This is a genomic window from Pseudovibrio sp. Ad46, assembly GCF_001623065.1.
Classification (GTDB): domain Bacteria; phylum Pseudomonadota; class Alphaproteobacteria; order Rhizobiales; family Stappiaceae; genus Pseudovibrio.
In genome coordinates this window covers 67,511-91,712 of sequence record NZ_LMCG01000050.1, presented here as the reverse complement: position 1 = coordinate 91,712, position 24,202 = coordinate 67,511, and the positions used below count along the sequence as shown (strand labels likewise).

Below are 24,202 nucleotides of genomic sequence, written 5' to 3'. Positions count from 1 at the left end.
GGATTTTTCATAGGATTTGAAGAAAAGCTTCAGGAAACAGGCCCATAGATGATGTCTTCAGCCTCTTCCAAGGTCATATCAATGATCTTTTGAGCGAGCGAAAAGGGGAAGCCTGCGCGGATCAAACTGCTAAGCTCTTTATCCCGCCGCTCTTCTTTAGGTTTTGTCCGCCACGGCCCAAGGCGCCTGCGTTTGGCATAGGCAATCGCTGCACGTTGGTCGTCATGGTTTTCATCGTCAAAAGCTGTCTGAATATCGTCTCCAGACACACCTTTGGCATTCAGTTCCAGCTTTATTCGGGAGCTGGACTTGCCTTTGAGTGTCGCCGATCTGATTTTGCTTTGCGCAAATTGAAGATCATCGACAAACTTGTGATCACGGCAAAACGTGACCACAGGTTCAATCAGCTCATAGAACTCGTGGGGATCTTCATCTGCCTCTCTGGCCCGTTTGTCTACTTTACGCTTCAAAACCCGTCGTAGACTGTCTTCCGATGCACTGTATCTGTTTAGATAATGCAACGCTGCCCGGCGCAGATATTCAGATGAAACTTTCTTGCCCACGTGACCTCATCTCCAATGCAATAGAGATGAGCTATCACATAATGCACTGTGGTTTAGCCCACGAACGCACGTTCAACAACAAAATCACCTGGATTGTTGTTGGCACCCTCGGTGAAACCGCGTTGTTCCAGCAATGCCTTGGTATCGGCAATCATGTGCATGGAGCCACAGATCATGGCCCGGTCTTCTGCGACGTCTAAGACTGGAACTGACAGATCGTCAAAGAGCTTACCACTTTCAATTAGATGCGTGATGCGCCCTTCCCGCTTAAAGCGTTCGCGGGTGACGGAGTTATAAAGATGTAGTTTGCCAGCAGCAACTTCGCCAATCAGCGGATCATTGCTGATGTCGGCCACCAACTCTTCCCCATAGCGTAGCTCAGAGATTTCGCGTGTGGTGTGGGTCAGGATCACCTCATCGAATTTCTCATAGGTCTCTGGGTCACGGATCAGGCTGGCAAATGGAGCGATGCCGGTTCCAGATGAGAACATATAAAGACGTTTTGCAGGAGACAGAGCGTCAAGCACAAGTGTCCCGGTAGACTTCTTCTTCAGAAGGATATGGTCGCCTTCTTTGATCTTCTGCAAGTGCTGAGTCAATGGGCCGTCAGGAACTTTAATCGAGAAGAACTCCAGTTCTTCATCCCAGGAAGGGCTGGCAATGGAATAGGCGCGGAAAAGCGGTTTTCCGTCGATCATCAAACCGATCATGACGAACTCACCAGAGCGGAATCTGAAGCTTGAAGGACGCGTGATTTTGAACCGGAAAAGGCGGTCCGTGAAATGGGTCACTTCCGTTACTGTTTCTACAAAGACATTTGCAGGAACTGCGCTCTCCAATTCCGCACCCTTTATGATCTGGTTCATCGTTCGCCTTGCTCCGATTAATGAGGTTGGCAAAGGCTAACCCAAGCTGAAGGCTGTGCTGAGGCACACGCAGCTAATAAACCGCGTGCGAGTGAATATTTCTTTTCCAGTTGCTTCTTTCCGTAGAATACTGTCTTTCGCCTCTCATTCCTAAGCTTTTTGGAGATCGCCAAGGCTGCTGGAAAGTACGGTGAAGCAGGTTACCAAATATGCGCTACATATAATTATGGAATATATTAATATTATTCAATGTGACACGATAAGTTATGCGCATGGCGGCATGATTTATGCCCGTCGGTGGGCATTGATCTGAGCCGTGTTGAAATAGAGGTAAGTTGGGTTAGTCGACGTTGTTTTGAGAAACGATCTGATCCAGCGCTTCATCAGAAGCTTGCTTCTTTTCTTCAAGCACCTTCACCGGATTACGTCTATCTGTGAAGATATCCTCCGCAAACTCAAGGTATTTGCGGGCTGGCAATGGTTTGGAGAAGATGTACCCCTGCGCAGAAGACACTCCGAGCTCGCGCAGAAGTACAATTTGCTCATACTTCTCTACACCCTCTGCGATGATGCCCATGTTCATCGTGTCTGCGAGTTCGGCTATGGCATCGACCAGACGGAAGGCATTCTCTTCGCTGCCTAGTGGGTCGATGAACATCTTATCGATCTTGACGATGTCCATACCCAGCTTTTGCAAGTAAGCCAGACCACCATGACCTGTTCCCACATCATCAAGAGCGACACGAATGCCATGGGCTTGTAGCTCTGCGATGATCTTTCTCGCCAGGTCGATATCTTCAAGAGGCTGACGCTCTGTCACCTCCATGACCACCTGATTGAGCGCAATTGGAGAGTCTTCGTAGATATCCAGCAGATCGTCAACGATAGACCGGTCATTGAAGTGGCCTGCGAAGAGGTTGACCGAGAGCTTCAGTTCCGGATGTTGAGAATAGAGCTCTCCCAAATCATCAATGGATTGGCGCATGATGCTGCGGGTCATTTCGAAAATATGGCCCGATGTTTCAGCATAGGTCATAAACTGACCTGGAGAGACCATTTTACCGTTGGGGAGTTGCCATCTCATCAGCATTTCACAGCCCTGTAGCTCCCCAGTTACGATGTCCACGACAGGCTGATAGTACGGTATGAACTCGTTGTTACGGATGGAGGCAACAAAGTCGTCTTCCGCATCTTTTTCAGGCTTCCAGGAGAGCCAGACGCCCAAGGCAATCAGGAAAATAGCAATGCCTGAACAGGCGATCACAGCCACGATCTTGAGTTCGCCTACCAGACTCATGACCGCATTGCGATCGCTTCGGATCCGCACATTAATCGGGTAGATTGTTGACGCTGCAAACTCTTCAATGAAGTTGCTGCCCATGATGACGGGAAGGTTGCTGTTGTTTGTCGGATTGACCCAAACATGATCACGCCCTAACCGGACTTCGATTTCAGAAGCATGGCGCAGATAATCTGGGCCCGGTTCAATCGCGAGTACGGTTGGAGAAATATTGGCAACCAGACGCCAGCCATTTCTAAGCTTCCAGGAGACCAGCGCCGTGCGGATACCCTGATACTCCATCCAGGACATACCAATTCCAACGCGCGGGGCATCTGGCTTGAGTGCAGGGAGAATACTGTTACCGCGGCGAACCTGAGCCGGCACGTAACACATGGGGACACCACGGTGATCCACGATCCCTATTGCGTTTATGATGACGTTTTCTGAGAGGGTCTTTTCAAATTCACCCTGATTTTGGCGTGTACAGGATGTCAGCCCTTTCACCTGCATCTGGCGCAGTATTTCTACCGCACCGGAAATCGCGGCCTCGCTTCTTGAGATGTAACGATCTGCGATCGCGTTCATTTCGTTCCGCGCCTGGTGCATCGCGAAGTTCTCAAGGATCATATTGCCAATGAGCAATGGCAAGAGCGCCAATCCCAAAGCAACCAAAATTGCGCGGACAAATACGAAATAATGGCGAGACACAACCACGACCTTAAAAATGCAAAATACGGCTACCTATTTCTATGATTAAGGCTTACTTAAAACTGTAAAAATCATCCAAACACCCTAAACGATCCCCAGATGCTTTCCAAAATGGCTGTGAAATGCAGGGTTTCACCATATTTTCTCTCAGAGTGGTTTGACTTTTCCCAGTGATATACACGCGCCCCTAACTCTCAATATGCCAGCTTAGCACCCAAATACCTCTTAGCGGTCAATCTGGAGCCGAGCTATGCGCAGTTCTGAGTTACGTCGCCATCGTACCTTCCTGGTATTCTTCTTTGCCCTCCTCTTCAGCAGCTGCCTTGCTCTTGCAGCGTCAGCACAGATCAATACTGATAATGCAGTCGCAAAGGCCTTTCTTCAGAACCTTCAGGATCGCGGGTTGACCTTGACGCACGTAGGACCGGTTACTGTCGATAATGACGTGCTTTCTATTGGCGGTATTGAAGGTTATCCGAATGTAGATCAGACAAAGCGTTTCAAGATTGGCGATCTGGCGCTGGCTCAGGCATTCGTGGAAAGTGACGGGCGGATCTTTGTCGGGGCATTCGCAGCTTCGAAGTTCGAGGTTGACGAACCAGACTTCAACTTCACGGCAGATAAGATCGCGATTACGGATCTCTATCTTCCCAATGCCAATGATCTAAATAATCCAGCATCAAACCTCCCCATGTCACTCTATTCCACTGCAGAGATCATGGGACTGCTGTTTCAGGATCGTTCAACGGGCCAATCTATGCCTATTGAGCGGGTCAGTATCGACTTTGACGTCAACAATGGCGGCTTCCCTATCATTGCCAGTGTTCAGGTTGCTCATATCGTTTTGAGCCGATCCATGTTTGCACCACCACAACAGCAAATGCTTGATGAGTTGGGCCTGACTCAAGTGGATGCAGATATCGACTTTGAAGGTGAGTGGAATGGCGACACGGGCGAAGTCAATATTCCGAGTGCAGCTGTTGTGCTGAAAGATCTATTCTCTGTACAGGTCTCCCTGAAACTGGAAGGCCTTACAGATACAGTTGTTGAGCAGATCACCGAGCTTGCCACTAAGGATAACGTCATTGCACTGGATTTATTACAGAGCGCAGCCATCTCCAGTTTCAATCTCTCACTCGTCGATGAAGGCAGTCTGGATGACATGCTTGAACGTCAAGCTCACCGACACGGACAATCGCGTTCTGCCTATACACAGCAATTGACGGAGAAAGCAGAAAAGCAGTTTGCGAAAATTCCTGATCGCGCAAAGCAGCTGGAGTTTACGGAAGCGATTTATAGTTTCTTGCAAAATCCGCAGAGTATCACGCTGAGTGCTACCCCTAAGGCACCGACAAGCGTAACACAAATTCTTGGGGTATCTGCGATTTCCCCCGCTTCCATCATTTCTTTGCTTGGCATCGCCCTTCAAGCAAATGTAAACTAGCGGGGAACCCTCCTACTAGCCATAAAAGGTTTATTTAATGCCTTTCCAAAATTTCAAACGGCAGGGATTTTTTGCTGTTTCAATCACTGTATTAGGTTTATCCGCCCAGCCTGCCCTTTCCAGTCCTGCATCAGACCTCATTGATAAGTACAATGACTGGTTCCTTGCAAATGGCGCAGAAACTGCAACATATGCGAAGGCGGTAGAAGACGGATCAAAGACCGAAATTCTTGATCATAAAATCGAAGGAATGTTCACTCTTTCCCTCGATGAAGACAAGCCTAACCTTGGCGTCTACTACATCATCAAGACGCCAAAGGCGATTTATGATGGCTCTTCGCGTGACGGTGACACCTTCAGCTTCCAAAACGTAACCACCGATGAGATGCAGCTTGAGCTCGGCTTTTTTGAGAAAGCAGAGAATTTCAAAAATGTTGCAGAGGCTCAAGCCTCTGACGATGTCATCAAAGTTATCGCTGACGCCAAAGATTATGTCATTTCCGGTTATTCTGTGAACTGGGTTGACCTGCCTGTTCTGTCAGATGGTGTTACCGCAGAAGAGTTTCAGCAGTTGCTCGCCGCCGCAACCAGTGTTTCTTATGACCGCAGCAGCTTTGCTGAAGTTGTCGCTGATATGGCAATGGCAGATGCACTTACAGGGACATACACCATTAAGAACGGCGTTTACTCCGGCGCGGAAAATGGTGTTGTGGCTTTGGCCTCAATTGAAGAAATTGAATATAAAACAACAACTTCAATGACGACAGATGGCCGAGAGGTCTCAACGGTTTCTGAAACGGTATACAACGACTTTTCAGTCAAAGATCAAGACGTACGCCCGCTTCTGGCGCTTCTTGGTGCAGCCAAGGCACCTTCTGATAGGCTGCTGAGCGAGTACCGGGTTGGAAGCTTCTCAAGTACAATAAAAACTGAAGGTGCCAGCGCCTCTGAACCATTCGGTTTTCTAGAAGTGAGCGCTGGTGAATCTACCACCAAAGATGTGCGCATGTCAGGTGGTGATGCTGCCAAGCTTTGGGCTGCGTTTGAGAGCCTCAAAGACAAGCCAGAGGAAGAAGAGGCTGTTGATCAGATTTTCGGCATGCTTGATGCGCTCGGCTCATATTCCGTCGCATATTCAGACATAAACGACATGGTCATCAAAGCGTGGGACCCAATCCGCGCTCGCATGAAAGACACCAAAACACCAAGTTTTGAAGCATCACTGAAACACGCCTCAACAACGGACCTGACAACGAATAGCCTGGGTTTGGTTAAGCTTGAAGGCCTGCATGGTGCGGTCGAAGGCAACGATACAGTGTTTGATCTGGACAGCTTTGAACTTGCAAATATTGCATGGCCAAGTTTACGCACCATGATCGAAAGCACTCTTACGGCAGAAGCTGATCCTGCTGCAGCGATGAAGGCCATTCCAACTATCGGACGCATTTCTCTTGCTGGCCTAAACATGCAGGCAAAAGATCTGCCAACACCAGTCTCCCTTGGTGAGCTTACTATTGAGATGGGCAATCACATCGGGCCGATTCCAACAAACCTGTCTGAAGTTATTGGTGGTCTGAGCTTTGATGCTGCCCTCCTTCAAGAGCCGATGGTTCTGGGTGTACTTGACCGTCTTGGCATTGAGCGTGTTAACCTCACACAGGACTTCAAGATTGCGTGGGATGAGAACACTCAGGACCTGACGCTGGAAAAATTCGAGTTTGAGCTTGAAAACGGCATCAAACTGCGTGCTGACATTCAGCTTGGCGGAATTCCACGTTCTCTCTTTGAAAACCCACAGGAGGCAGAAGCTGTAGTGGCTCTGGCGACCTTCAAAGGTGCACAGATCGAAGTGATGGATTCTCCGCTTATCAGTGAACTTCTTGCAACTCAGGCAGAGCAAGCAGGTCTTCCTGCTGAATTGCTGGCTTCAATGATGATTGATGGCACGCTCCAGCAGGCTGGTCCACTGGCTGAAACCGAATTTGCTCTGGAACTGGCACAAGCAGCTAAGAGCTTTGCTGCCAAGCCAACCAACATCCGCGTGACACTTGCTCCGCAGACAGCAGTTCCAATCATGCAGCTTGGAGGTATTGCGGCTCTTGCACCTCAACAGCTCCCTGAGATGCTGGGCGCAACTGTGAGCTACACCGAGTAAGCTCAGACAGGATGAAATCAAAAAGGCCGCTGTGATAGGTGATATCACAGCGGCCTTTTTGTAATCTGGAAGAGCCTTGCAAAAGCTCGACGGCGCTTCAAGTCGGCCTTATCAAGCGTCCGGAGACGCTTTTTGAGTTACTTGATTGCTATTGGTGAACTGGAGTTCACACAGGTGTCTGTAATAACCATCCATCTCATACAACTGATCGTGCGTGCCGCTCTCTAAGAGTTTGCCATGCGACAACACATGGATCGTATCTGCATCACGAACGGTTGAAAGGCGGTGCGCAATCACGAGTGTGGTACGCCCCCTCATCAGCCGAGCAAGCGCGGTTTGTACTTTGTTTTCGGACTCAGCATCCAAAGCAGACGTCGCTTCATCCAGCAATAGAATGGGTGCGTCAGAAAGCATTGCCCGTGCGATCGCCAAGCGCTGACGCTGGCCGCCGGAAAGGCGTGTACCACCCTCGCCTGCATTGCTTTCGTAGCCCTTTTCCATCTTCTCGATGAACTCGTGGGCATTCGCATTCTTTGCAGCCTCAATCACTTCCTCATCCGTGGCGCCAGGACGGCCGATAAGGATGTTCTCTCTGATCGTACGATCAAACAGGAACGTATCCTGTGTCACGATTGCGATATTGCTGCGCAGACTTTCCATGTTGAAGTCACGAATGTCTTGATCATCAATCAGAACTCCGCCCTCATCAATTTCATAGAAACGCTCAATCAACGAGAAGACTGTTGATTTACCTGCTCCAGATGCACCAACAAGGGCAGTCACCTCACCTGAGTTTGCAACCATACTCAGGCCATTCAGAGCTTTCGTCTCACCATAATCGAACTCGACTTGTTTGAACTCGATCCGTCCTTTGGTGACCTTCATATCAGGCTTGTCTAAGGTTCTCTGATTTTCCTCTGGCATATCCAGAAGCTCGTACATCAGGCGCACACCAACAAGCTTTGTATTCAGATTAACCTGAAAGCGAGCGAGGCGTTTAATTGGCTCATATGCAAGCAAAAGTGCTGTGATGAAGGCAAAGAATGCTCCCGGATCCTGATCCAAGGCGATCACACTATAACCGCCATAGAGGATAATAATCCCAATCGCAATACCGCCCAGAGTTTCCATCAATGGCGATGTTCTGGCAGTCAACTTCGCGATCTTGTTAGACTGTTGCTCGACGCTGGAGACCGCGCTGTCCATCGCCGAATGCATGTTTGCTTCGTAGTTGAAGGACTTCACGACGCGAATGCCCAGTGCCATTTCCTTTACCAAGGAAAGAATGATTGTCTGAGAAACAAACTGGCTCTTTGCAATCTTCTTCACACGGCGAACAAGCTTGGAAACAGCATAGACAGCTGGAGGCATGATGCCCAGAGAGATGAGTGAGAGCAGCGGATTCTGCCAGACCATGACAGTGACCAGACCGATTACCGACATAACATCCCGTCCAGCGGAAAGGATGATCAGCTCCATAACACCGCGTGCAGCGCCTGTGTTGTGTCCAAATCGTGTAGCCAGATCACCAAATGTCGTGTGGTCGAAATATCTGACCCCCAATCGGGTCACTTTTTCAAACATGTCACGCTGGAGCTTGGCGACAATCGAGTTACCGATCCTGCTCAGCACAACAGTCTGACCATAGGTCGCTATGCCTTTGGTCAGGAAGATGGTCATCACCGCGCCGGAGATGATGTAGACCATGGTGATATCACGGTCGATAAAGACCTGATTGATCACGTTTTTCATGATGGCTGCACTGCCAGCACCTGCACCGGCAGCTACAATCATGAAGCCAAACGCAATCATGTATTGGAATTTGTAATGCCCGAAATTTTCTCGGAGAAGGCGGCGAATAAGGCTGGGAGCGCCCTCTTCATCCGCAAACAGCTTTTTGCTTATGGCGTCGAACACCTAAAACCCTCAGCTTTTCCAGCGAAATTAAGTATGACGACTTAATTTGCTACCGGTAGAAGATGAAAAGGCGACCGTAGATCTACGACCGCCCTTCCATGAGATTTATAACATTATGACGTGAACCGCCATACCTGCTTTTCTGCCAGCGGCTCTTATGCTTCTGGCAAGTTCAGGCGGATATGAAGATCGCGCAGCTGTGCCGGGAACACATCGCCCGGAGCACCCATCATCAAATCCTGTGCCTGCTGGTTCATTGGGAACAAGGTCACCTCACGCAGGTTCTTTGCACCAACAAGCAGCATAACGATACGATCAACGCCAGCAGCCATGCCGCCGTGTGGAGGCGCGCCGTACTGGAATGCGCGGAACATGCCACCGAATTTCTCTTCGAGCAAGCTTTCATCGTAACCAGCAATTTCGAAGGCTTTCTTCATGACTTCGACCTGATGGTTACGGATCGCGCCTGAGCCAATTTCATAACCGTTACAGACAACGTCATACTGGTAGGCGTTCAGTTCAAGAGGCTCAACATTGTTGAGGCCGTCCATTCCACCTTCCGGCATGGAGAATGGGTTATGACAGAAGTCAACTTTCTTGTTTTCTTCGTCCCATTCGTACATCGGGAAGTCAACAATCCAACACAGTGCGAACTGGTCTTCATCGATCAGGTTTAGCTCTTCAGCTGCGCGAGTACGCGCTTTACCAGCAAAATCTGCGAACTTTTTAGGATCGCCAGCTGCAAAGAACACCGCATCGCCTTCATCCAGACCAAGCTGGGTGCGGACTGCTTCAGTGCGCTCTGCACCTATGTTTTTTGCAATTGGACCAGCACCGGCGATTACATCTTCTTCTTTACGGAAGAAGATGTAACCGAGACCTGGCTGACCTTCGCTCTGTGCCCATGAGTTCATGCGGTCACAGAATGCGCGGGAACCGCCTTTTGGAGCTGGGATTGCCCAGACCTGAACCTTTGGATCGCTCTCGATCATACGTGCAAACACTTTAAAGCCGGAGCCTGCGAAGTGTTCAGTTACGTCCTGCATTTCGATCGGGTTACGCAGATCCGGCTTATCGGAGCCGTATTTGCGGATCGCTTCTGCGTAAGGAATGCGTGGGAATTCTTTGGTAACTGGCTTACCTTCAGCGAATTCATCAAACACACCACGGATAACTGGTTCCATGGTGGTCAGCACGTCTTCCTGAGTAACAAAGCTCATTTCCACGTCGAGCTGGTAGAACTCGCCTGGCAGACGGTCCGCGCGTGGATCTTCATCACGGAAGCAAGGTGCGATCTGGAAGTATTTATCAAAGCCAGACATCATAAGCAGCTGTTTGAACTGCTGAGGAGCCTGTGGCAATGCGTAAAATTTACCAGGGTGAATACGGGAAGGCACCAAGAAATCGCGTGCGCCCTCAGGAGAAGAAGCTGTCAGAATTGGTGTCTGGAATTCGTTGAACTCAGCATCATTCATGCGACGACGCATGGAGTTGATGATCTTGGTCCGTGTCATCAGGTTTGCGTGCAGAGTATCGCGGCGCAGATCGAGGAAACGGTACTTCAGACGAATATCTTCTGGGTATTCCAACTCACCGAATACTGGCAGTGGCAGCTCTTGAGAGTCGCCCAAAACTTCCATATCACGGATGAAAATTTCGATTCCGCCGGTGCCAAGCCCCTTGTTGACGGTATCATCAGAGCGCTTCTTAATGTCACCATCGATGCGGATGCACCATTCGGAACGTACGGTTTCAGCCAGTTTAAATGCTGGGGAGTCCGGATCAACAACACACTGCGTGAGACCGTAATGGTCACGCAAGTCGATGAACAGCAGGCCGCCGTGATCGCGTACACGGTGCACCCAGCCAGAAAGGCGAGTGGTTTCACCTACATTATTCGCCCGCAGCTCTCCGCAGGTATGGCTTCGATAACGATGCATAGCGTCCTCAGTGGTAATCTAGTGAATCATAAAATTCAGAAACTGGTTGACCTCGTCAAAAGGTCATCCGGCTGGAAAAGACATGTCAGCATCCTAAAGTCAAGTAAGTCTGTAACTTTGGCGCTGTTTCTTGCGGACATTTCCCGAGTTTCCTCTACCTACGTGGTTTTCGCGAGGCTCTGGCTGCGACCCTTTGGTTCATAGAGAGCAAAAATCGACATTTACAACCACTTGATGAGAAAACGAGAAACTTAGATAGGGACAAGCCCGTTCGCTTACGCTATAGACTTTGACACCATGAAGATGATCACAACTACAGAAGAGCTTGCGCAAGCGTGTGCCAAGCTTGCTAATTCAGATTTCGTAACAGTTGATACCGAGTTTTTGCGGGAAACGACCTTCTGGCCAAAACTCTGCGTCATTCAGATTGCCAATCCAGATAATGCTGTGTTGGTTGATGCTCTGGCTGAAGATCTGGATCTTGAACCTTTTTTTGCATTGATGCGCAATACGGACATCGTGAAGGTGTTCCATGCTGCACGGCAAGATATTGAAATAATCTACCATCTGGGTGGCTTTGTGCCCTCACCTCTCTTCGACAGTCAGGTTGCAGCCATGGTTTGCGGCTTTGGGGATTCAGTTTCCTACGACCAACTTGTTTCGAAAGTGACGGGTGAGCGGATCGACAAATCATCCCGGTTTACAGATTGGTCACGGCGACCTTTGACGAACAAACAGCTTGCTTATGCACTGGCTGATGTGACCCACTTGCGCGACGTCTACCAGTTCCTGAAAGAGCAACTGGAACAGAAGGGCCGCAACCACTGGGTTGAAGATGAGATGGCAACGCTGTCTTCCATCGACACCTACCGCAGTGATCCTGCGAAGGCCTGGCAGCGCATGAAGTTGCGCGTCCGCAAACCACGCGATCTGGCTGTCTTAAAGGAACTGGCCTTCTGGCGTGAACAGGAAGCGCAAAAGCGTGACATTCCTCGTAGCCGCGTTATCAAAGATGATGCGATTTTTGAGGTTGCAACGCAGAAGCCTCAGACATCTGAAGCTTTGGGGCACTTGCGCACAATTCCACGTGGTTTTGAACGCTCCAGACATGCTGAGGACATTCTCAACGCGGTTAAACGCGCCATGGAGATTTCCGAGGACGATCTGCCAGAAGTTCCAAAAGGGCGGCCTTCTCCGGACGGAGCGTCTGCAGCTGTTGATTTGCTGAAGGTGCTTTTGAAGATGAAGAGCGAGAGCTTTGGTGTGGCACCAAAAGTTATCGCGACGGTCGATGATCTGGACAAGATTGCATCAAGTGGTGATGCGCAGGTTCAGGCTCTTTCCGGCTGGCGCCGAGAGCTTTTTGGTGAAGATGCGCTACGCTTGAAAAAAGGCGAAATCGGCCTTGCTTTTAATGGCCGTCAGGTCGTCATTTGCGAACAAGGTGAACCGGTTGAGCGTGTTGAAAACAGTTCTCGCCGTCGTGGTGGCAACAAGAATAACAAGCCAAAGCCTGATTAAGAATTTGAAACCACTACTCATCATAACTTACTGATAAATAAGAAAGCCCCGGCAAAACTTGTCGGGGCTTTCTTGCATCTGTCTCAGATTTCCTAGAGCACTCTGACTTCGGCTTCCAGATCCATAACGCGCCCTAGTTGGTTCAAGCGCTTTGTCAAACGATCCCCTTGCATGTCTGCAAGTTCTGCAGGGAGAGCCAGCACGAGTTTGTCGTTCACCAGCGACAGCTTGCTCTTGAGCAACACGCCATTCATGGAGGCGCTGATCAATGCTGCAACACGCAGCGTCGCGCCAAGCATACGTGCCAGCTTCATGAGGCGTGGATTACTCAGACTGCGAATGGCAGGCGAAAGCGCATCATCCATCAGGCCTTCGTAGCGATAGAACACTGTCAGCGCCAGATATGCCCTGCCCGCATGATCAATGCCTACAAAGCCACCATTAGAAATAATGTTCAGTGATTGCTGACCACGGTAATCCGGATGAGCACGCCAGCCGATATCCGTTAGCTGACAGGCTGCGATGCGCAGGCGGCGTTCGCCTTCGCTTTCGTCTACACCAGCCACACGCATGGCCTGCTCGCTCCACTCAACCACTTCGGCTGAATATGAGGGATCACGGGCACGCAGCACACCCAACTCGTGGGCTGCTGTGAGCAAAGGATCTTGCTTTTTACCGTCTTCATCAAGCTGATCATACAAGTACCCTTCCCGCACGCCGAGTGCAGAAAAGACGACCTGATCTGCCTGACAATGCAACAAGGTCTGCCGCATCACCGTTGCACCATATGGCAACAATCCACGACGCGCTTTTGAGATCACCTGAATGCTTGGCTCGTTGCTCAGATCATCCCGCATGAGCTGCTCGCAGAAATCAATCATGACTTCAGCAGGCACTGTGTAGTCATGCATCACATGCAGCGGGTAGCCTTGTTGATACAGATGTAAACGGCCAAGTGAACGCCACGTTCCGCCAATCGCATAGAAATTGCGGTCTTTAGCCTTGCCGAGCCAGTCGGCTTTTTCCAGCTCTTCACGGGCGATCTCATTGGCCAGTGCCAGATCTTTTTCTGAGGATTCCTGCAGCCGAATTCCGCCAAGCGGGAATGTGCGCCCGTCACCGATGCCATGCGCACTGATGTCGACCAGCTCTAATGATCCGCCGCCCAAATCTCCGACAAGGCCATCTGCCCGCCAGAAACCAGAGAAAACCCCCATTGCTGAGTAGAATGCCTCATCGCGGCCAGACAGGATCTGAACGTTGGCACGGCAGATGTTTTCTACTTTTGCAATGAACTCTGCGCCATTTTCAGCTTCGCGAGCTGCTGCTGTTGCCAGAATGTGCAGTTTGATGACACCGACATGATCGCAGACACGGCGAAACCGCACCAAAGCACGTAGTGCGGTGGCAACATTTTCTTCGCCCAGACGACCAGTCGCGCCTACGCCGCGCCCCAGTCCTGCCAGGATTTTTTCATTGAACAACGCTGTCGGGTTACGCGCCAGTCTTTCATAAATTACAAGACGGACAGAGTTGGAACCAATATCAATGATTGCTATTGGTCCCGGGTCTGTAAATCGTCCTCGAGGCTCATCACTCGTCGAGATATCTGTCACTATTCGGCCGTTCTACAAAAAGTTTTGGGCTATCGCCCTGTAGCGAGCTACCACGACCAGACAGAGATGGGTTCGTCATAAAGAACTTGTGTGCGTTGAACGGATCTTCGTCTGGTTCTGCAACAATGCGCTCATGACTACCGTCTGGAAGCAGACGCCAGCTTTGTTGATTATCTTCTAGATTTGCAACCATGATCTGATCAAGAATCTGCTTGTGTACTGTTGGCGTTTTAACAGGAACAAGGGTCTCGACCCGACGATCCAGATTGCGCGGCATCATATCCGCTGATGAGATATAGACATGGGCTTCATCAGAGGGCAACCCGTGACCATTGCCAAAGCAGAAGATACGGCTGTGCTCAAGAAATCTTCCCACAATTGATTTCGCGCGGATGTTGTCAGAGAGCCCTGGAACGCCTGCCCGCAAGCAGCAAATACCGCGCACGACCAGATCAATTTGTACCCCTGCCTGACTGGCGCGGTACAATGCATCAATGACACCAGGATCTACCAGAGAGTTCATCTTCATCCAGATCTGACCCGGACGGCCTGCCTTGGTGTGGGCAATCTCTTCTTCTGTGTGCTGAATGATGCGCTTGCGCAGGCTCATTGGAGAAACGGCCAGTCGCTCCAGCTCGCCCGGCTCTGCGTAACCTGTGATGTAATTGAACACCTTAGCAGCATCACGTGCCATTGCTGGCTCTGCGGTAAAGTAGGACAGATCGGTATAAATGCGTGCTGTGATTGGGTGATAATTGCCGGTGCCGAAGTGGCAGTAGGTTCTCAAACCACCCTGCTCACGGCGGACAACCATGGAGACTTTCGCATGAGTTTTCAGCTCAAGGAAGCCGAAGACGACCTGTACTCCAGCGCGCTCCAAATCTCGCGCCCAACGGATGTTAGCTTCTTCGTCAAAGCGGGCTTTGAGTTCGACAAGCGCGGTGACGGATTTGCCAGCTTCTGCAGCTTCTGCAAGGGCTTTGACGATCGGGGAGTTGTTGGATGTACGGTACAGCGTTTGCTTGATTGCGACGACATCCGGGTCCTGAGCGGCTTGGCGGAGGAACTGGACGACAACATCGAAGCTCTCGTAGGGATGGTGGATGAGAATGTCTTTTTGTTGGATAGCCGCAAAACAATCCCCGCCGTGTTCGCGGATACGTTCCGGATAACGCGGAGTGTATGGCGGGAACTTGAGGTCGTCGCGTTTGACGTTCACAGCCTGAGACAGGTCATTCAGCGCCAAAAGACCGTTGGCAAGGAAGGTTTCCTCTTCGGTGACTTCAAGCTCATTTGCAACGAAGGCACGCAGACTTTCTGGTGTGCTTTCTTCGATTTCCATGCGGATCACAGACCCGCGGCGGCGGCGCTTTAGGGCGGTTTCAAAAACGCGCACCAAGTCTTCCGCTTCTTCCTCGATTTCCAAGTCGGAGTCGCGCAAGACGCGGAACGCGCCTTTGCCGCAAACTTCATATCCGGGGAAGAGATTGCCGATGAACAACGAGATGATCGTCTCAATTGGAATGAAACGAGTTGCTTTTGGCCCGGCATCACGCGGTGTTGGCAGGACAACAAAGCGGCCAATCTGGCTTGGCATACGCAGCAGCGCAGTCATACCTGCGCCTCCATCCACCGGACGCAGATCCAGGATCAGCGAAAAGCCCAGATTTGGGATGAACGGGAAAGGATGCGCCGGATCAATAGCCAACGGGGTCAGAACCGGGAAAATATGCTGAAGGAAGTAGTCTTCCAGCCAATCCGTTTCAGACTGGCTCATGTTCTGCGCCTCAACGATGAAGATACCTTCATCAGCCAGCTCAGAGCGCAGTTGACGGAAGCGGGCTTGCTGCTCACTTTGAAGCTTGCTTACCTCAACAGAGATTTGCTCCAGCTGTTCGGTCGAGGTCAGACCATCATCAGAAATGGTCGTCACATCCGCTCGCTGCTGACCGCGCAGGCCAGCAACACGCACCATGAAGAACTCATCCAAGTTGTTGGCAGAAATGGACAGGAACCGGAGCCGCTCCAAAAGCGGATGGCTCGGGTTCATGGATTCTTCCAGAACACGGCGGTTGAACTGCAACCACGAGAGTTCACGGTTTACAAAGCGCTCTGGTTTTTGCATCAGAGCCAGCCCTGCACTCACCTCAAAATCTGCGGTGTCAGTGGTCTCGTCTTCCAAAGCGTTCATTTCCGTAAACTCATTCATTCCATGTACCTCCGCAGCCCGTGGACCGGGTCACCTGTATGGGCGCACCTCGCCCTTAGAATATCTGACGATTGCGCTGTCCGTTGTATGATTCTGGTCATTTAGACCATACATTTTTGACGGGAAAATAAAGCTTAGAGCATGTTGCAGTGCAGCAGCAAGCTCTCAGCATTATTTACAAGCGTATCTGGAGCCGATAACCGGCAACCACTTCTCGGAGATACGCCCTGGTTCCTACTCGCCCATGCTCTCCAGAATTTTGGAGGCCATGACGCGGGAGATCTTTCGACCCTTCGCCAATGCATGTCTGTCCAGCATGTCTACAACGTTGCGTGCTGCATCCAGTGACCGTTCAATTCTTATCACGAGGTAATCTATCACACTGGAGTCAACAGTTACCTGACGATCTGAAAAATGTTTGGTCATGACCATTGCGAGCAGCATGTCGTCTGGCTCTTCCACCTGCACCGGGGTCGCCGCCCGAAAACGGGACGCCAGATCCTTGGTTTTAAGGTCAAACGTGTTTGGCCACTCGCGGGTGGTCATCAACATATTGCCACCGGACAGGCGTACTGCGTTGAACAGATGGAACAAAGATGCTTCATCAAAACCTGCGTGCAGGTCTTCAACCGCGACTGGTCCGGCTTCTGCCAATGCCGTCAGGTCGAGAAATTCCAGTTCATCCCCGCCCACGATCTGAGCTCCGCTGAGCTCCTGCCATGCGTTGACCAGATGTGTTTTACCCGATCCGATCGGCCCTTGCAGGGTCACGATCGGAGATGGCCACTCCGGCCAATTGGTAATCAGATTGAATGCAGCCTGATTTGACGTTGAAACCAGATAATCATCAACCCCCAAAGCCTCCTCATGGGGCAAGACCAAAGGCAATTGTTGTGGCCCTGTCGATCCTGTCATTCCAGTCCTTCCGTCTTATTGGTATTTTTGTAGTGACCTGCATATAGCGAACTTGCAAGATATTGCCTGAGAGCAAATCTTGCTAGTACCCCAACCACTGCTGCAGCTGGAATTGCTATCAACATCCCCACAAATCCCATTAAAGAACCAAAAGCGAACAGTGCAAACATGAGCCAGACAGGGTGAAGACCGACACTTCCACCTAAAAGTTTGGGCTGAAGGACGTTTCCCTCCAGGAACTGACCAACAACAAACACGCCCAGCACCGCTCCGATCATGAAATAATCAGGCCAGAACTGTACCAAAGCAACACCAATTGACAGACCGAAGCCGACAATCGCGCCGACATAAGGAATGAAACTGATCAAGCCAGCTGTGAGACCGATCAACAGGCCAAATTTCAGGCCAACAAGTAACAGAGCGACAGCGTAGAAGGTGCCCAATATCAGGCACATCATCACCTGCCCGCGAACGAACCCAGCCACTACTGAATCCATGTCGCTTGCCAGTGCGCGGATGGTTTGCTGGTAGTCACGTGGCAGCCAGCTGTCGATGCGTTCGATCATGTTGTCCCAGTCGAGCAGGAGATAGAACGCGACAACTGGTGTTACGACGGCAAGACCGATGATAGAAATAAGTGCTTGCCCGCCGCTCCAGATGGACGACAGCAGCCCGCCAACGAAGTTTGCGGCCTGCCCGACGAAGGCACCCCAGTCGATTTTGTTGGTTTGGCCTGACAGGTTTGCAAGTCTGTCCATTTGTGGCCCAAGGCTTTCACGCAGCAAATTTTCAAGATTTCCGGCCAGTTCAGGCAGGTAGTCCAGAAATGCGATCAGCTGTTTGCCAAGAATTGGCAGGAGGATCAGCAGTGCTGCAGTGAAAACAATCAGGAATATCAGCAGGATCGTAACAGTTGCCCAGATGCGCCCGAACCCGTGGGTTTCCAGATAATCCGCAATTGGATCGAGAAGATAGGCCAAGGCCATACCTGCGACAAACGGTAGAAGGATGCTTTGAAACACCGACAAGAACAGGATGAAGGCTATAAAAGCCAGCAACCAGAAGAATAACCGTTTGTTTGTACTCATAAACTATCTCCAGGTGGAGGCATGGAGCCCATCAGCTTGCCTGTTATCCGGCAGCGCGGTCGCTCACAGAGGCATCTTTAAAATTTAAGATGGTTGTAGTTTCCATAGGTTGATTACGTCAAGTCGCAGCATCAGGTTTGCCAGAGTAGCTACTCCACCTTTTCGCCCGCTTAATTTCGGAGCATCTTTGAGAGGGGTGAAAAACTTTCCCCTAAATGAAGAGTTTTTCAAAGCTCCATTAATTTGCAAAAGCTTAGCTGGTTCTGCACAGATCTGCGTTTTTCTGAGATACCAGCGTGGTTTCCTTCCCCTTTCGGCCTTGCAATTCCCTACAGTTTTGTTTTTATGCCGCCAAATTACATAGGCGGTCATGCCGCTATACTCTTGATGATGCGGAGCAGTATCCATGAGCCAGGACCAGAACGGTAATAACGGCCTTACCTATTCACAAGCGGGGGTCGATATCGACGCCGGGAACGCACTGGTCAAACGGATCAGCCCATTGGTTAAAGCAACGCGTCGCCCGGGTGCTGACAGTGACATTGGCGGCTTTGGCGGTCTTTTTGATCTGAAAGGCGCCGGGTTTAAAGACCCTGTTCTTGTGGCGGCCAATGATGGCGTGGGCACCAAGCTGAAAATTGCTATCGACACCAACGTGCATAGCGGCGTGGGGATAGATCTGGTTGCCATGTGTGTGAACGACCTTGTGGTGCAAGGTGCTGAGCCGCTGTTCTTCCTTGATTATTTTGCCACTGGTGCGCTGGACGTGGACATGGCGACCGATGTTGTGGCGGGGATTGCAGAGGGCTGTAAAATCTCCGGCGCCGCGCTGATCGGTGGTGAAACGGCTGAAATGCCAGGCATGTACGCGGCTGGTGATTATGATCTGGCTGGATTTTCCGTTGGCGCGGCTGAACGCGGAACGCTGCTGCCGTCCAAGGATATTGGCGAAGGCGACGTTCTTCTCGGTCTGGCTTCCTCCGGTGTGCATTCCAACGGCTTCTCTCTGGTTCGCAAGATCGTTGAAGTTTCCGGCCTGACATGGGCTGACAAAGCGCCGTTTGATGCTGACAAGACGCTTGGCGAAGCGCTGATGGAGCCGACCCGCATTTATGTGAAGCCGTTGCTGGCCGCGATTAAAGAAACCAATGGCATCAAAGCCTTGGCTCACATCACTGGTGGTGGTCTTCCTGAGAACCTGCCGCGTGTTCTGCCTGACGGGCTTGCTGCACGGATCGATCTTTCTGCTATTTCCTCTCCTGCTGTGTTTGGCTGGCTCTCAAAAGCTGGCGGCATTGAACAGTTTGAAATGCTGCGTACCTTCAACTGCGGTGTTGGCATGGTGGTCGCGGTTGCGGCAGACAAAGCGGATGCTGTTCGCGACGTGCTTGAGCGTGAAGGTGAAACTGTTGTGACGCTTGGCAAACTGGAAGCTGCGCAGGATGGAGCTGAGCAGGTTGTGTTTGACGGCTCGCTGGGTTTTGCTAAATGAGCACGCAGCCTAAAAAACGCGTAGGTGTTTTGATTTCAGGGCGTGGCTCCAACATGCTGTCTCTTATTGAGGCAGCAAAAACCCCTGATTATCCAGCGGAAATCGTTGTGGTGGGTTCTAACCGGCCAGACGCAAAAGGGCTGGAGCGCGCTGCTGACGAGGGTTTTGCCACCTTTGCGTTGGACCACAAACTTTATGGCAAAGACCGTGAGGCATTTGAGCGTGATCTGAATGCGATGCTTGAACAGCACAACATAGATCTGCTTGTTCTGGCTGGCTTTTTACGTTTGCTAACACCGTGGTTCGTAAGCCAGTGGCAAGGCCGGATGATCAACATCCACCCTGCTCTCTTACCAAGCTTTCCGGGTCTGCATACGCATGAGCGAGCGTTGAAGGAAGGCGTTCGCATTCATGGGGCGACTGTGCATTTTGTAACAGCGGAAATGGATGTGGGTCCGATCATCGCGCAGGGAGCTGTCCCCGTTCTGGACGGGGATAACCCGGATGATCTGGCAGCGCGTGTGCTGGCGGTTGAGCATGAGATCTATCCGAAGGCCTTGGAGGCTGTGGCCAGTGGCAGAGCTTCCGTTGATGGCTTTCGCGTGAAGATTGAAGGTGCTAAGCAGGACGATAAAAGCCTTATTTGTTAATGAGATAAGGTTCTCATAAAGAGACACAAAAAAGGCCGTAGGCGCTCTCGCCTCCGGCCTTTTTTCGTTTGCGTTACTATGTGCGTTCGTTTGCGCGATTTACGTTTTTTCTGCGTTGAAAGCGGAGTTGGTCCTACGCTACCACCTGTGAGACTTGTCAGATCCGAAGTTCACCCTTTTGCAGCACCAAGTCATCCAATTTCACAAACTGAGATTGCGTCGCAGTGCTCCGCTCAGTCTGAGCTTCAGGCTGTTCGATACCGTCTTCATCAGGTGCGATCTGCATATCAGCATAGGTGACAGTTGGTTCCACTGGCGGTGTCACCTGCTGGGATGCGTGAGCGACCGGCCTGTTGAACTGAGCGAAATATGACTCAAACGTTTTGAACTCGCCTGATGTCTGCAGTTGAGCCATATAGCCATCGATGTAGGCTTCCTTCCCTTCCATGAAATTATTTAGTTCGTCCAGGCTTTGGAAGTTAGTTCCCAAATTACCATTCGTGATTTCCAGAGTCCGCCGCACGGAGTAGCTTTCGGTGTTCTCACCCAAGTTCTGTGCTTCCACGTTCTGGTAGACAGTCCCTGTGTTCAACTGCGCATATGTTGGCGCCACTGTCGTCTTTGGCTCCAGATGATCGTATGGGTGTTGTGGCCGCGGGGTATCATACTGATGCGGTTGTGGGCGCGGAGTATCGTATAGAGGTTGTGGTGGCTGGCGTGGAACATCATAAAGAGGCGATTGCTGCACTCCAGAGACTTCAGCGCTTCGGGTGCTGCTTGCATACCCCAATATTCGGCTCTGGGCACTGGAGACTGCAGCGTCCAAGGCTTTCAAGCTGCGGATATCGACTTTGGCGGCATCCCCCAGTGTGCGATGAGATCCGTCGTGCTCGTTGAACTCAGTCCTGTCAAAAACGCTTGCTTGAATACCGACCATCATCGCTTTCAGATCGACGAGACGCTCGGTCCCGGATGAGGCGTGCTTTATTGTGTCTGCAATCGTCTGCTCTGCAAGTTCCAGAAACGGGGCCCAGTTTTCTTTTGCTTGTTCCGGAGCACTTTGGGTTCGTCCCAGAAGGTTCCCGATGTTTTTTGTCGCGTCGGAGAGAGATTGCTTCACATTGGCAAGGCGGCCATGCGACAACGCACTTGCTGCAGATTTAAGATTATCTCCCAAACCGCGCTTGTGCTGCGGCGTGTCAACCACAACGGAGTAAATCCGTTCCCCTGTCTGCGGGTTGCCTTGTTTACTGCCAATAGAAACGATCAAGTCATCAGTATTTAGATTTAACGAGGTTGCATGCTCGACACGAGCCTGATTTACCAGATTTTCAACAGCACCGTGAAAATTACTAGAGTTACCAATAGTTAATCCGCTCATTGCACACCCTTTATTATTTTGAATTTGACGCAGAGTTATCAAATTCAGTCAGAACTCGCTAAGTGGAACTACTTTACGATTCCTGGCGGAGTTAAGAGTGTCGCTTAGTACTATGAGGGCTCTTTTTCGTTCACATATGCGTTCAATTTTTGTGAACTGAGGAAAATCATCACTTTTGTCGTCCATGCCTACTGAAGGAGCGGTATCGTCCCCTTCAATAGACCAAGGATATCTGCCTTACGCTTTGCGCACCGCCACGTGGATGTCGTGAAAGGCAGCGCCGCCGAACGGAGCTGTCTGGTCGGCGCTGGTGAGGGTATTGATGCCGTTTCCACCTTCGTGTGCTGCATTGGGCCAGATGCCTTCTGCGATGAGTGTGCCCTTTTGAGGACGGTCGCCCACGGAGGCGTGCAGGATGACTTCGCCGCGGTGGTTGGAGAGGATGATCTTGTCGCCCTCCTCCACGCCCAGCGCGGCAGCGTCGTCAGCATGCAGCATGGCTGTTGGGCGGCCTTCCTTCTTCACAGAGCTTGGTGTCTCGTTGAACGTGGAGTTCAGGAACGAGCGTGAGGGAGATGTGGCGAGGCGGAATGGATAGTCCCTGGTCGGCAACTCATTGATGTCCCAATGATCAGGCAGGGTTGGCATTTGTTGCCATGGGCCCATTGGACCGTTGTTTGGTGCAGGCACCTTTGCCCAGTCCGGCTTGAAGCGAAACTTGCCGTCCTCATAGCCAAAGCCATTTATGTAGTGGGCTTCATTGAAGTCCGGCTGACAATCGATCCAGCGGTTTTCTTCCAGCTCGCTCAAGCCACCCGGATACTTGGAGTTCTTGAGCATCCAGTCGATGTGCTCGCGGGAGGTCATCTGGTGCGCTTCGTGGTCTTCCCCGCCGAGGCGTTCAATCAGCTCGTTCAGCACATAGAGGTTCGGTTTGGCTTCGCCCGGGGCGTCGACCAGTTTTGGACCGAACAGGAGGTTCTGATGTCCGCCGCCTTTGTAGATGTCGTCATGTTCCAGAAACTGGGTTGCTGGCAGGACGATGTCAGCCATGAGGGCAGTTTCAGTCATGAACTGCTCGTGGACCACGGTGAACAGGTCTTCTCGGGCAAAGCCTTCTTTTACGAGGGTTTGCTCAGGAGCTACAGACACCGGGTTGGTGTTCTGGATCAGCATGGCGGTGACTGGTGGGCCGTCCATGAGCGCTTCGCTGTCGCCTGTAAGAACCCGACCTACCTGAGACATATCGAGTTTGCGGATGGAGCTGTCGTGGAGCGAGTGGGCTTCGACCATGGTCATGTTGAGACCGTAGATGGCGCCGTTGTTGTGAAACGCGCCACCGCCCTCATATTGGTAGTGACCGCCAACAACCGCGATACAGCTGGCGGCATGCATGGAGACCACGCCGTTACGCTGGCGGGTGAAGCCGTAGCCTAGGCGGAAGTAGGTTTTCTTTGTTTCGCCAACCAACTTTGCGAGTTCTTCGATCTGCTTTGCGGAAAGACCTGTGATCTCGCTGGCCCACTCAGGGCTGCGGGTCTTCAGGTGTTCTTCCAGTTCGGCAGGTGCGTCGGCGTACTTTTCCATGTAGGCGCGGTCGGCATAGCCATCGCGGAACAAAACATGCATGACAGCGCAAGCGAGCGCGGCGTCGGAGCCCGGCTTCAGGACAAGGCCGATGTCTGCCTGTTTCATGGTCTCGGTCTTATAGACATCGATGACAACGATCCTGGCTTTACGGGTCTTACGGGCTTTGATGGCGTGGGTCATGACGTTGACCTGCGTCGCTACCGGGTTGGTGCCCCAGATCACAACAGCGTCGGCAAGAGCCATTTCGCGCGGGTCCGGCCCAGCGAGCTTGCCGGTGCCAGCGATGTAGCCAGTCCACGCCATGTTGGTGCAGAAGGTCTGGTACATGCCGGAATAACTTTTGGCGTTGCGCAGGCGGTTGATGCTGTCGCGCTGAACAAGCCCCATGGTGCCGGCGAAGAAGTATGGCCAGACGGTTTGCGGGCCGTGTTTCTTCTCAGCCTCCAGGAATTTCTCAGAGACTTCCTGGAGTGCCTCTTCCCAGCTGATCTCTTCGAACTGGCCGGAGCCTTTCGGCCCTGTGCGGCGCAAAGGTTTGGTCAGGCGGTCAGGATGATGCAAGCGCTCAGAATAGCGAGCGACCTTGGCGCAGATGACGCCAGCGGTATAGTCGTTGTCACGGGTGCCATGAATACGGCCTACACGCCCATCTGCATGTACTTCGACCTCGATTGCGCAGGTGGACGGGCAATCGTGTGGACATGCGGAGGCAAACCTTTGTGGTTTTTCGGGCTTAGACATGCGTGGCGTACTCAATAAAACTGGTGTTCTAGACTTGTTCTCGTTGCACAGACAGATCGCGGGTAACACTCAAATTGTCAAGAAAGCGCAGGCAAAAAATTCTTGAATTGACGATTTCTTGAGG

General features: G+C 51.4%; 17 protein-coding genes. 5 read left to right on the top strand and 12 right to left on the bottom strand.

Annotated elements, in window-relative coordinates; translation table 11 throughout:
- Window positions 1-29: 29 nt before the first annotated feature.
- From PsAD46_RS15055 to PsAD46_RS15045, 3 genes are all read right to left on the bottom strand, one after another.
- Window positions 30-563, bottom strand: a complete 534-nt coding sequence (locus PsAD46_RS15055) for a regulatory protein RecX (protein WP_063291886.1) — start codon at window positions 561-563, stop codon at window positions 30-32.
- Window positions 564-616: 53 nt separating this feature from the next.
- The gene (locus PsAD46_RS15050; protein ID WP_057465329.1) at window positions 617-1,429 is read right to left on the bottom strand and encodes a ferredoxin--NADP reductase; all 813 of its coding nucleotides are present in this window, start codon (window positions 1,427-1,429) and stop codon (window positions 617-619) included.
- Between the two features lie 340 nt (window positions 1,430-1,769).
- The gene (locus PsAD46_RS15045; RefSeq protein ID WP_063307262.1) at window positions 1,770-3,419 is read right to left on the bottom strand and encodes an EAL domain-containing protein; all 1,650 of its coding nucleotides are present in this window, start codon (window positions 3,417-3,419) and stop codon (window positions 1,770-1,772) included.
- A 250-nt stretch (window positions 3,420-3,669) separates the two neighbouring features.
- On the opposite strand from PsAD46_RS15045, the gene PsAD46_RS15040 reads away from it, so the two are divergent.
- The gene (locus PsAD46_RS15040) at window positions 3,670-4,863 is read left to right on the top strand and encodes a hypothetical protein (RefSeq protein WP_063307261.1); all 1,194 of its coding nucleotides are present in this window, start codon (window positions 3,670-3,672) and stop codon (window positions 4,861-4,863) included.
- A 37-nt stretch (window positions 4,864-4,900) separates the two neighbouring features.
- Window positions 4,901-7,018, top strand: coding sequence for a hypothetical protein (locus PsAD46_RS15035; RefSeq protein ID WP_063307260.1), 2,118 nt, complete (start codon window positions 4,901-4,903; stop codon window positions 7,016-7,018).
- Between the two features lie 111 nt (window positions 7,019-7,129).
- Here PsAD46_RS15035 and PsAD46_RS15030 read toward each other — a convergent pair whose 3' ends face one another.
- The gene (locus tag PsAD46_RS15030; RefSeq protein ID WP_063291881.1) at window positions 7,130-8,935 is read right to left on the bottom strand and encodes an ABC transporter ATP-binding protein; all 1,806 of its coding nucleotides are present in this window, start codon (window positions 8,933-8,935) and stop codon (window positions 7,130-7,132) included.
- 155 nt (window positions 8,936-9,090) lie between these two features.
- Window positions 9,091-10,875, bottom strand: a complete 1,785-nt coding sequence (gene aspS, locus PsAD46_RS15025; protein WP_063307259.1) for an aspartate--tRNA ligase — start codon at window positions 10,873-10,875, stop codon at window positions 9,091-9,093.
- A gap of 297 nt (window positions 10,876-11,172) precedes the next feature.
- On the opposite strand from aspS, the gene rnd reads away from it, so the two are divergent.
- Window positions 11,173-12,396: a ribonuclease D gene (rnd, locus tag PsAD46_RS15020; RefSeq protein WP_063291879.1), complete on the top strand. Its 1,224-nt coding sequence runs from the start codon at window positions 11,173-11,175 to the stop codon at window positions 12,394-12,396.
- Window positions 12,397-12,488: 92 nt separating this feature from the next.
- On the opposite strand, the gene PsAD46_RS15015 is transcribed toward rnd, so the two are convergent.
- From PsAD46_RS15015 to PsAD46_RS14995, 5 genes are all read right to left on the bottom strand, one after another.
- Window positions 12,489-14,012, bottom strand: a complete 1,524-nt coding sequence (locus PsAD46_RS15015; RefSeq protein WP_084404427.1) for a Ppx/GppA phosphatase family protein — start codon at window positions 14,010-14,012, stop codon at window positions 12,489-12,491.
- Complete coding sequence (locus PsAD46_RS15010) at window positions 13,990-16,137, bottom strand: RNA degradosome polyphosphate kinase (protein WP_244272077.1); 2,148 nt, start codon at window positions 16,135-16,137, stop codon at window positions 13,990-13,992. Before PsAD46_RS15010 ends, PsAD46_RS15015 begins: the two co-directional genes overlap by 23 nt.
- 318 nt (window positions 16,138-16,455) lie before the next feature.
- The gene (locus PsAD46_RS15005; RefSeq protein WP_057465335.1) at window positions 16,456-17,136 is read right to left on the bottom strand and encodes a DnaA/Hda family protein; all 681 of its coding nucleotides are present in this window, start codon (window positions 17,134-17,136) and stop codon (window positions 16,456-16,458) included.
- The gene (locus PsAD46_RS15000) at window positions 17,133-18,224 is read right to left on the bottom strand and encodes an AI-2E family transporter (RefSeq protein ID WP_057465336.1); all 1,092 of its coding nucleotides are present in this window, start codon (window positions 18,222-18,224) and stop codon (window positions 17,133-17,135) included. The genes PsAD46_RS15005 and PsAD46_RS15000 overlap by 4 nt, the downstream gene beginning before the upstream one ends.
- A gap of 84 nt (window positions 18,225-18,308) precedes the next feature.
- The gene (locus PsAD46_RS14995; protein ID WP_153039902.1) at window positions 18,309-18,632 is read right to left on the bottom strand and encodes a hypothetical protein; all 324 of its coding nucleotides are present in this window, start codon (window positions 18,630-18,632) and stop codon (window positions 18,309-18,311) included.
- On the opposite strand from PsAD46_RS14995, the gene purM reads away from it, so the two are divergent.
- Window positions 18,631-19,716 (top strand): phosphoribosylformylglycinamidine cyclo-ligase, encoded by a 1,086-nt coding sequence (gene purM, locus PsAD46_RS14990; protein WP_063291875.1) that lies wholly within the window; start codon window positions 18,631-18,633, stop codon window positions 19,714-19,716. The two genes, PsAD46_RS14995 and purM, sit on opposite strands and share 2 nt — an antisense overlap.
- Window positions 19,713-20,366 (top strand): phosphoribosylglycinamide formyltransferase, encoded by a 654-nt coding sequence (gene purN / locus PsAD46_RS14985; RefSeq protein ID WP_063307258.1) that lies wholly within the window; start codon window positions 19,713-19,715, stop codon window positions 20,364-20,366. Before purM ends, purN begins: the two co-directional genes overlap by 4 nt.
- Window positions 20,367-20,523: 157 nt before the next feature.
- Here purN and PsAD46_RS14980 read toward each other — a convergent pair whose 3' ends face one another.
- On the bottom strand, window positions 20,524-21,747 hold the full coding sequence (locus PsAD46_RS14980; protein WP_063307257.1) for a hypothetical protein: 1,224 nt from the start codon (window positions 21,745-21,747) through the stop codon (window positions 20,524-20,526).
- A 237-nt stretch (window positions 21,748-21,984) separates the two neighbouring features.
- Window positions 21,985-24,078 (bottom strand): molybdopterin oxidoreductase family protein, encoded by a 2,094-nt coding sequence (locus PsAD46_RS14975; RefSeq protein ID WP_063307256.1) that lies wholly within the window; start codon window positions 24,076-24,078, stop codon window positions 21,985-21,987.
- Between the last annotated feature and the right edge of the window lie 124 nt (window positions 24,079-24,202).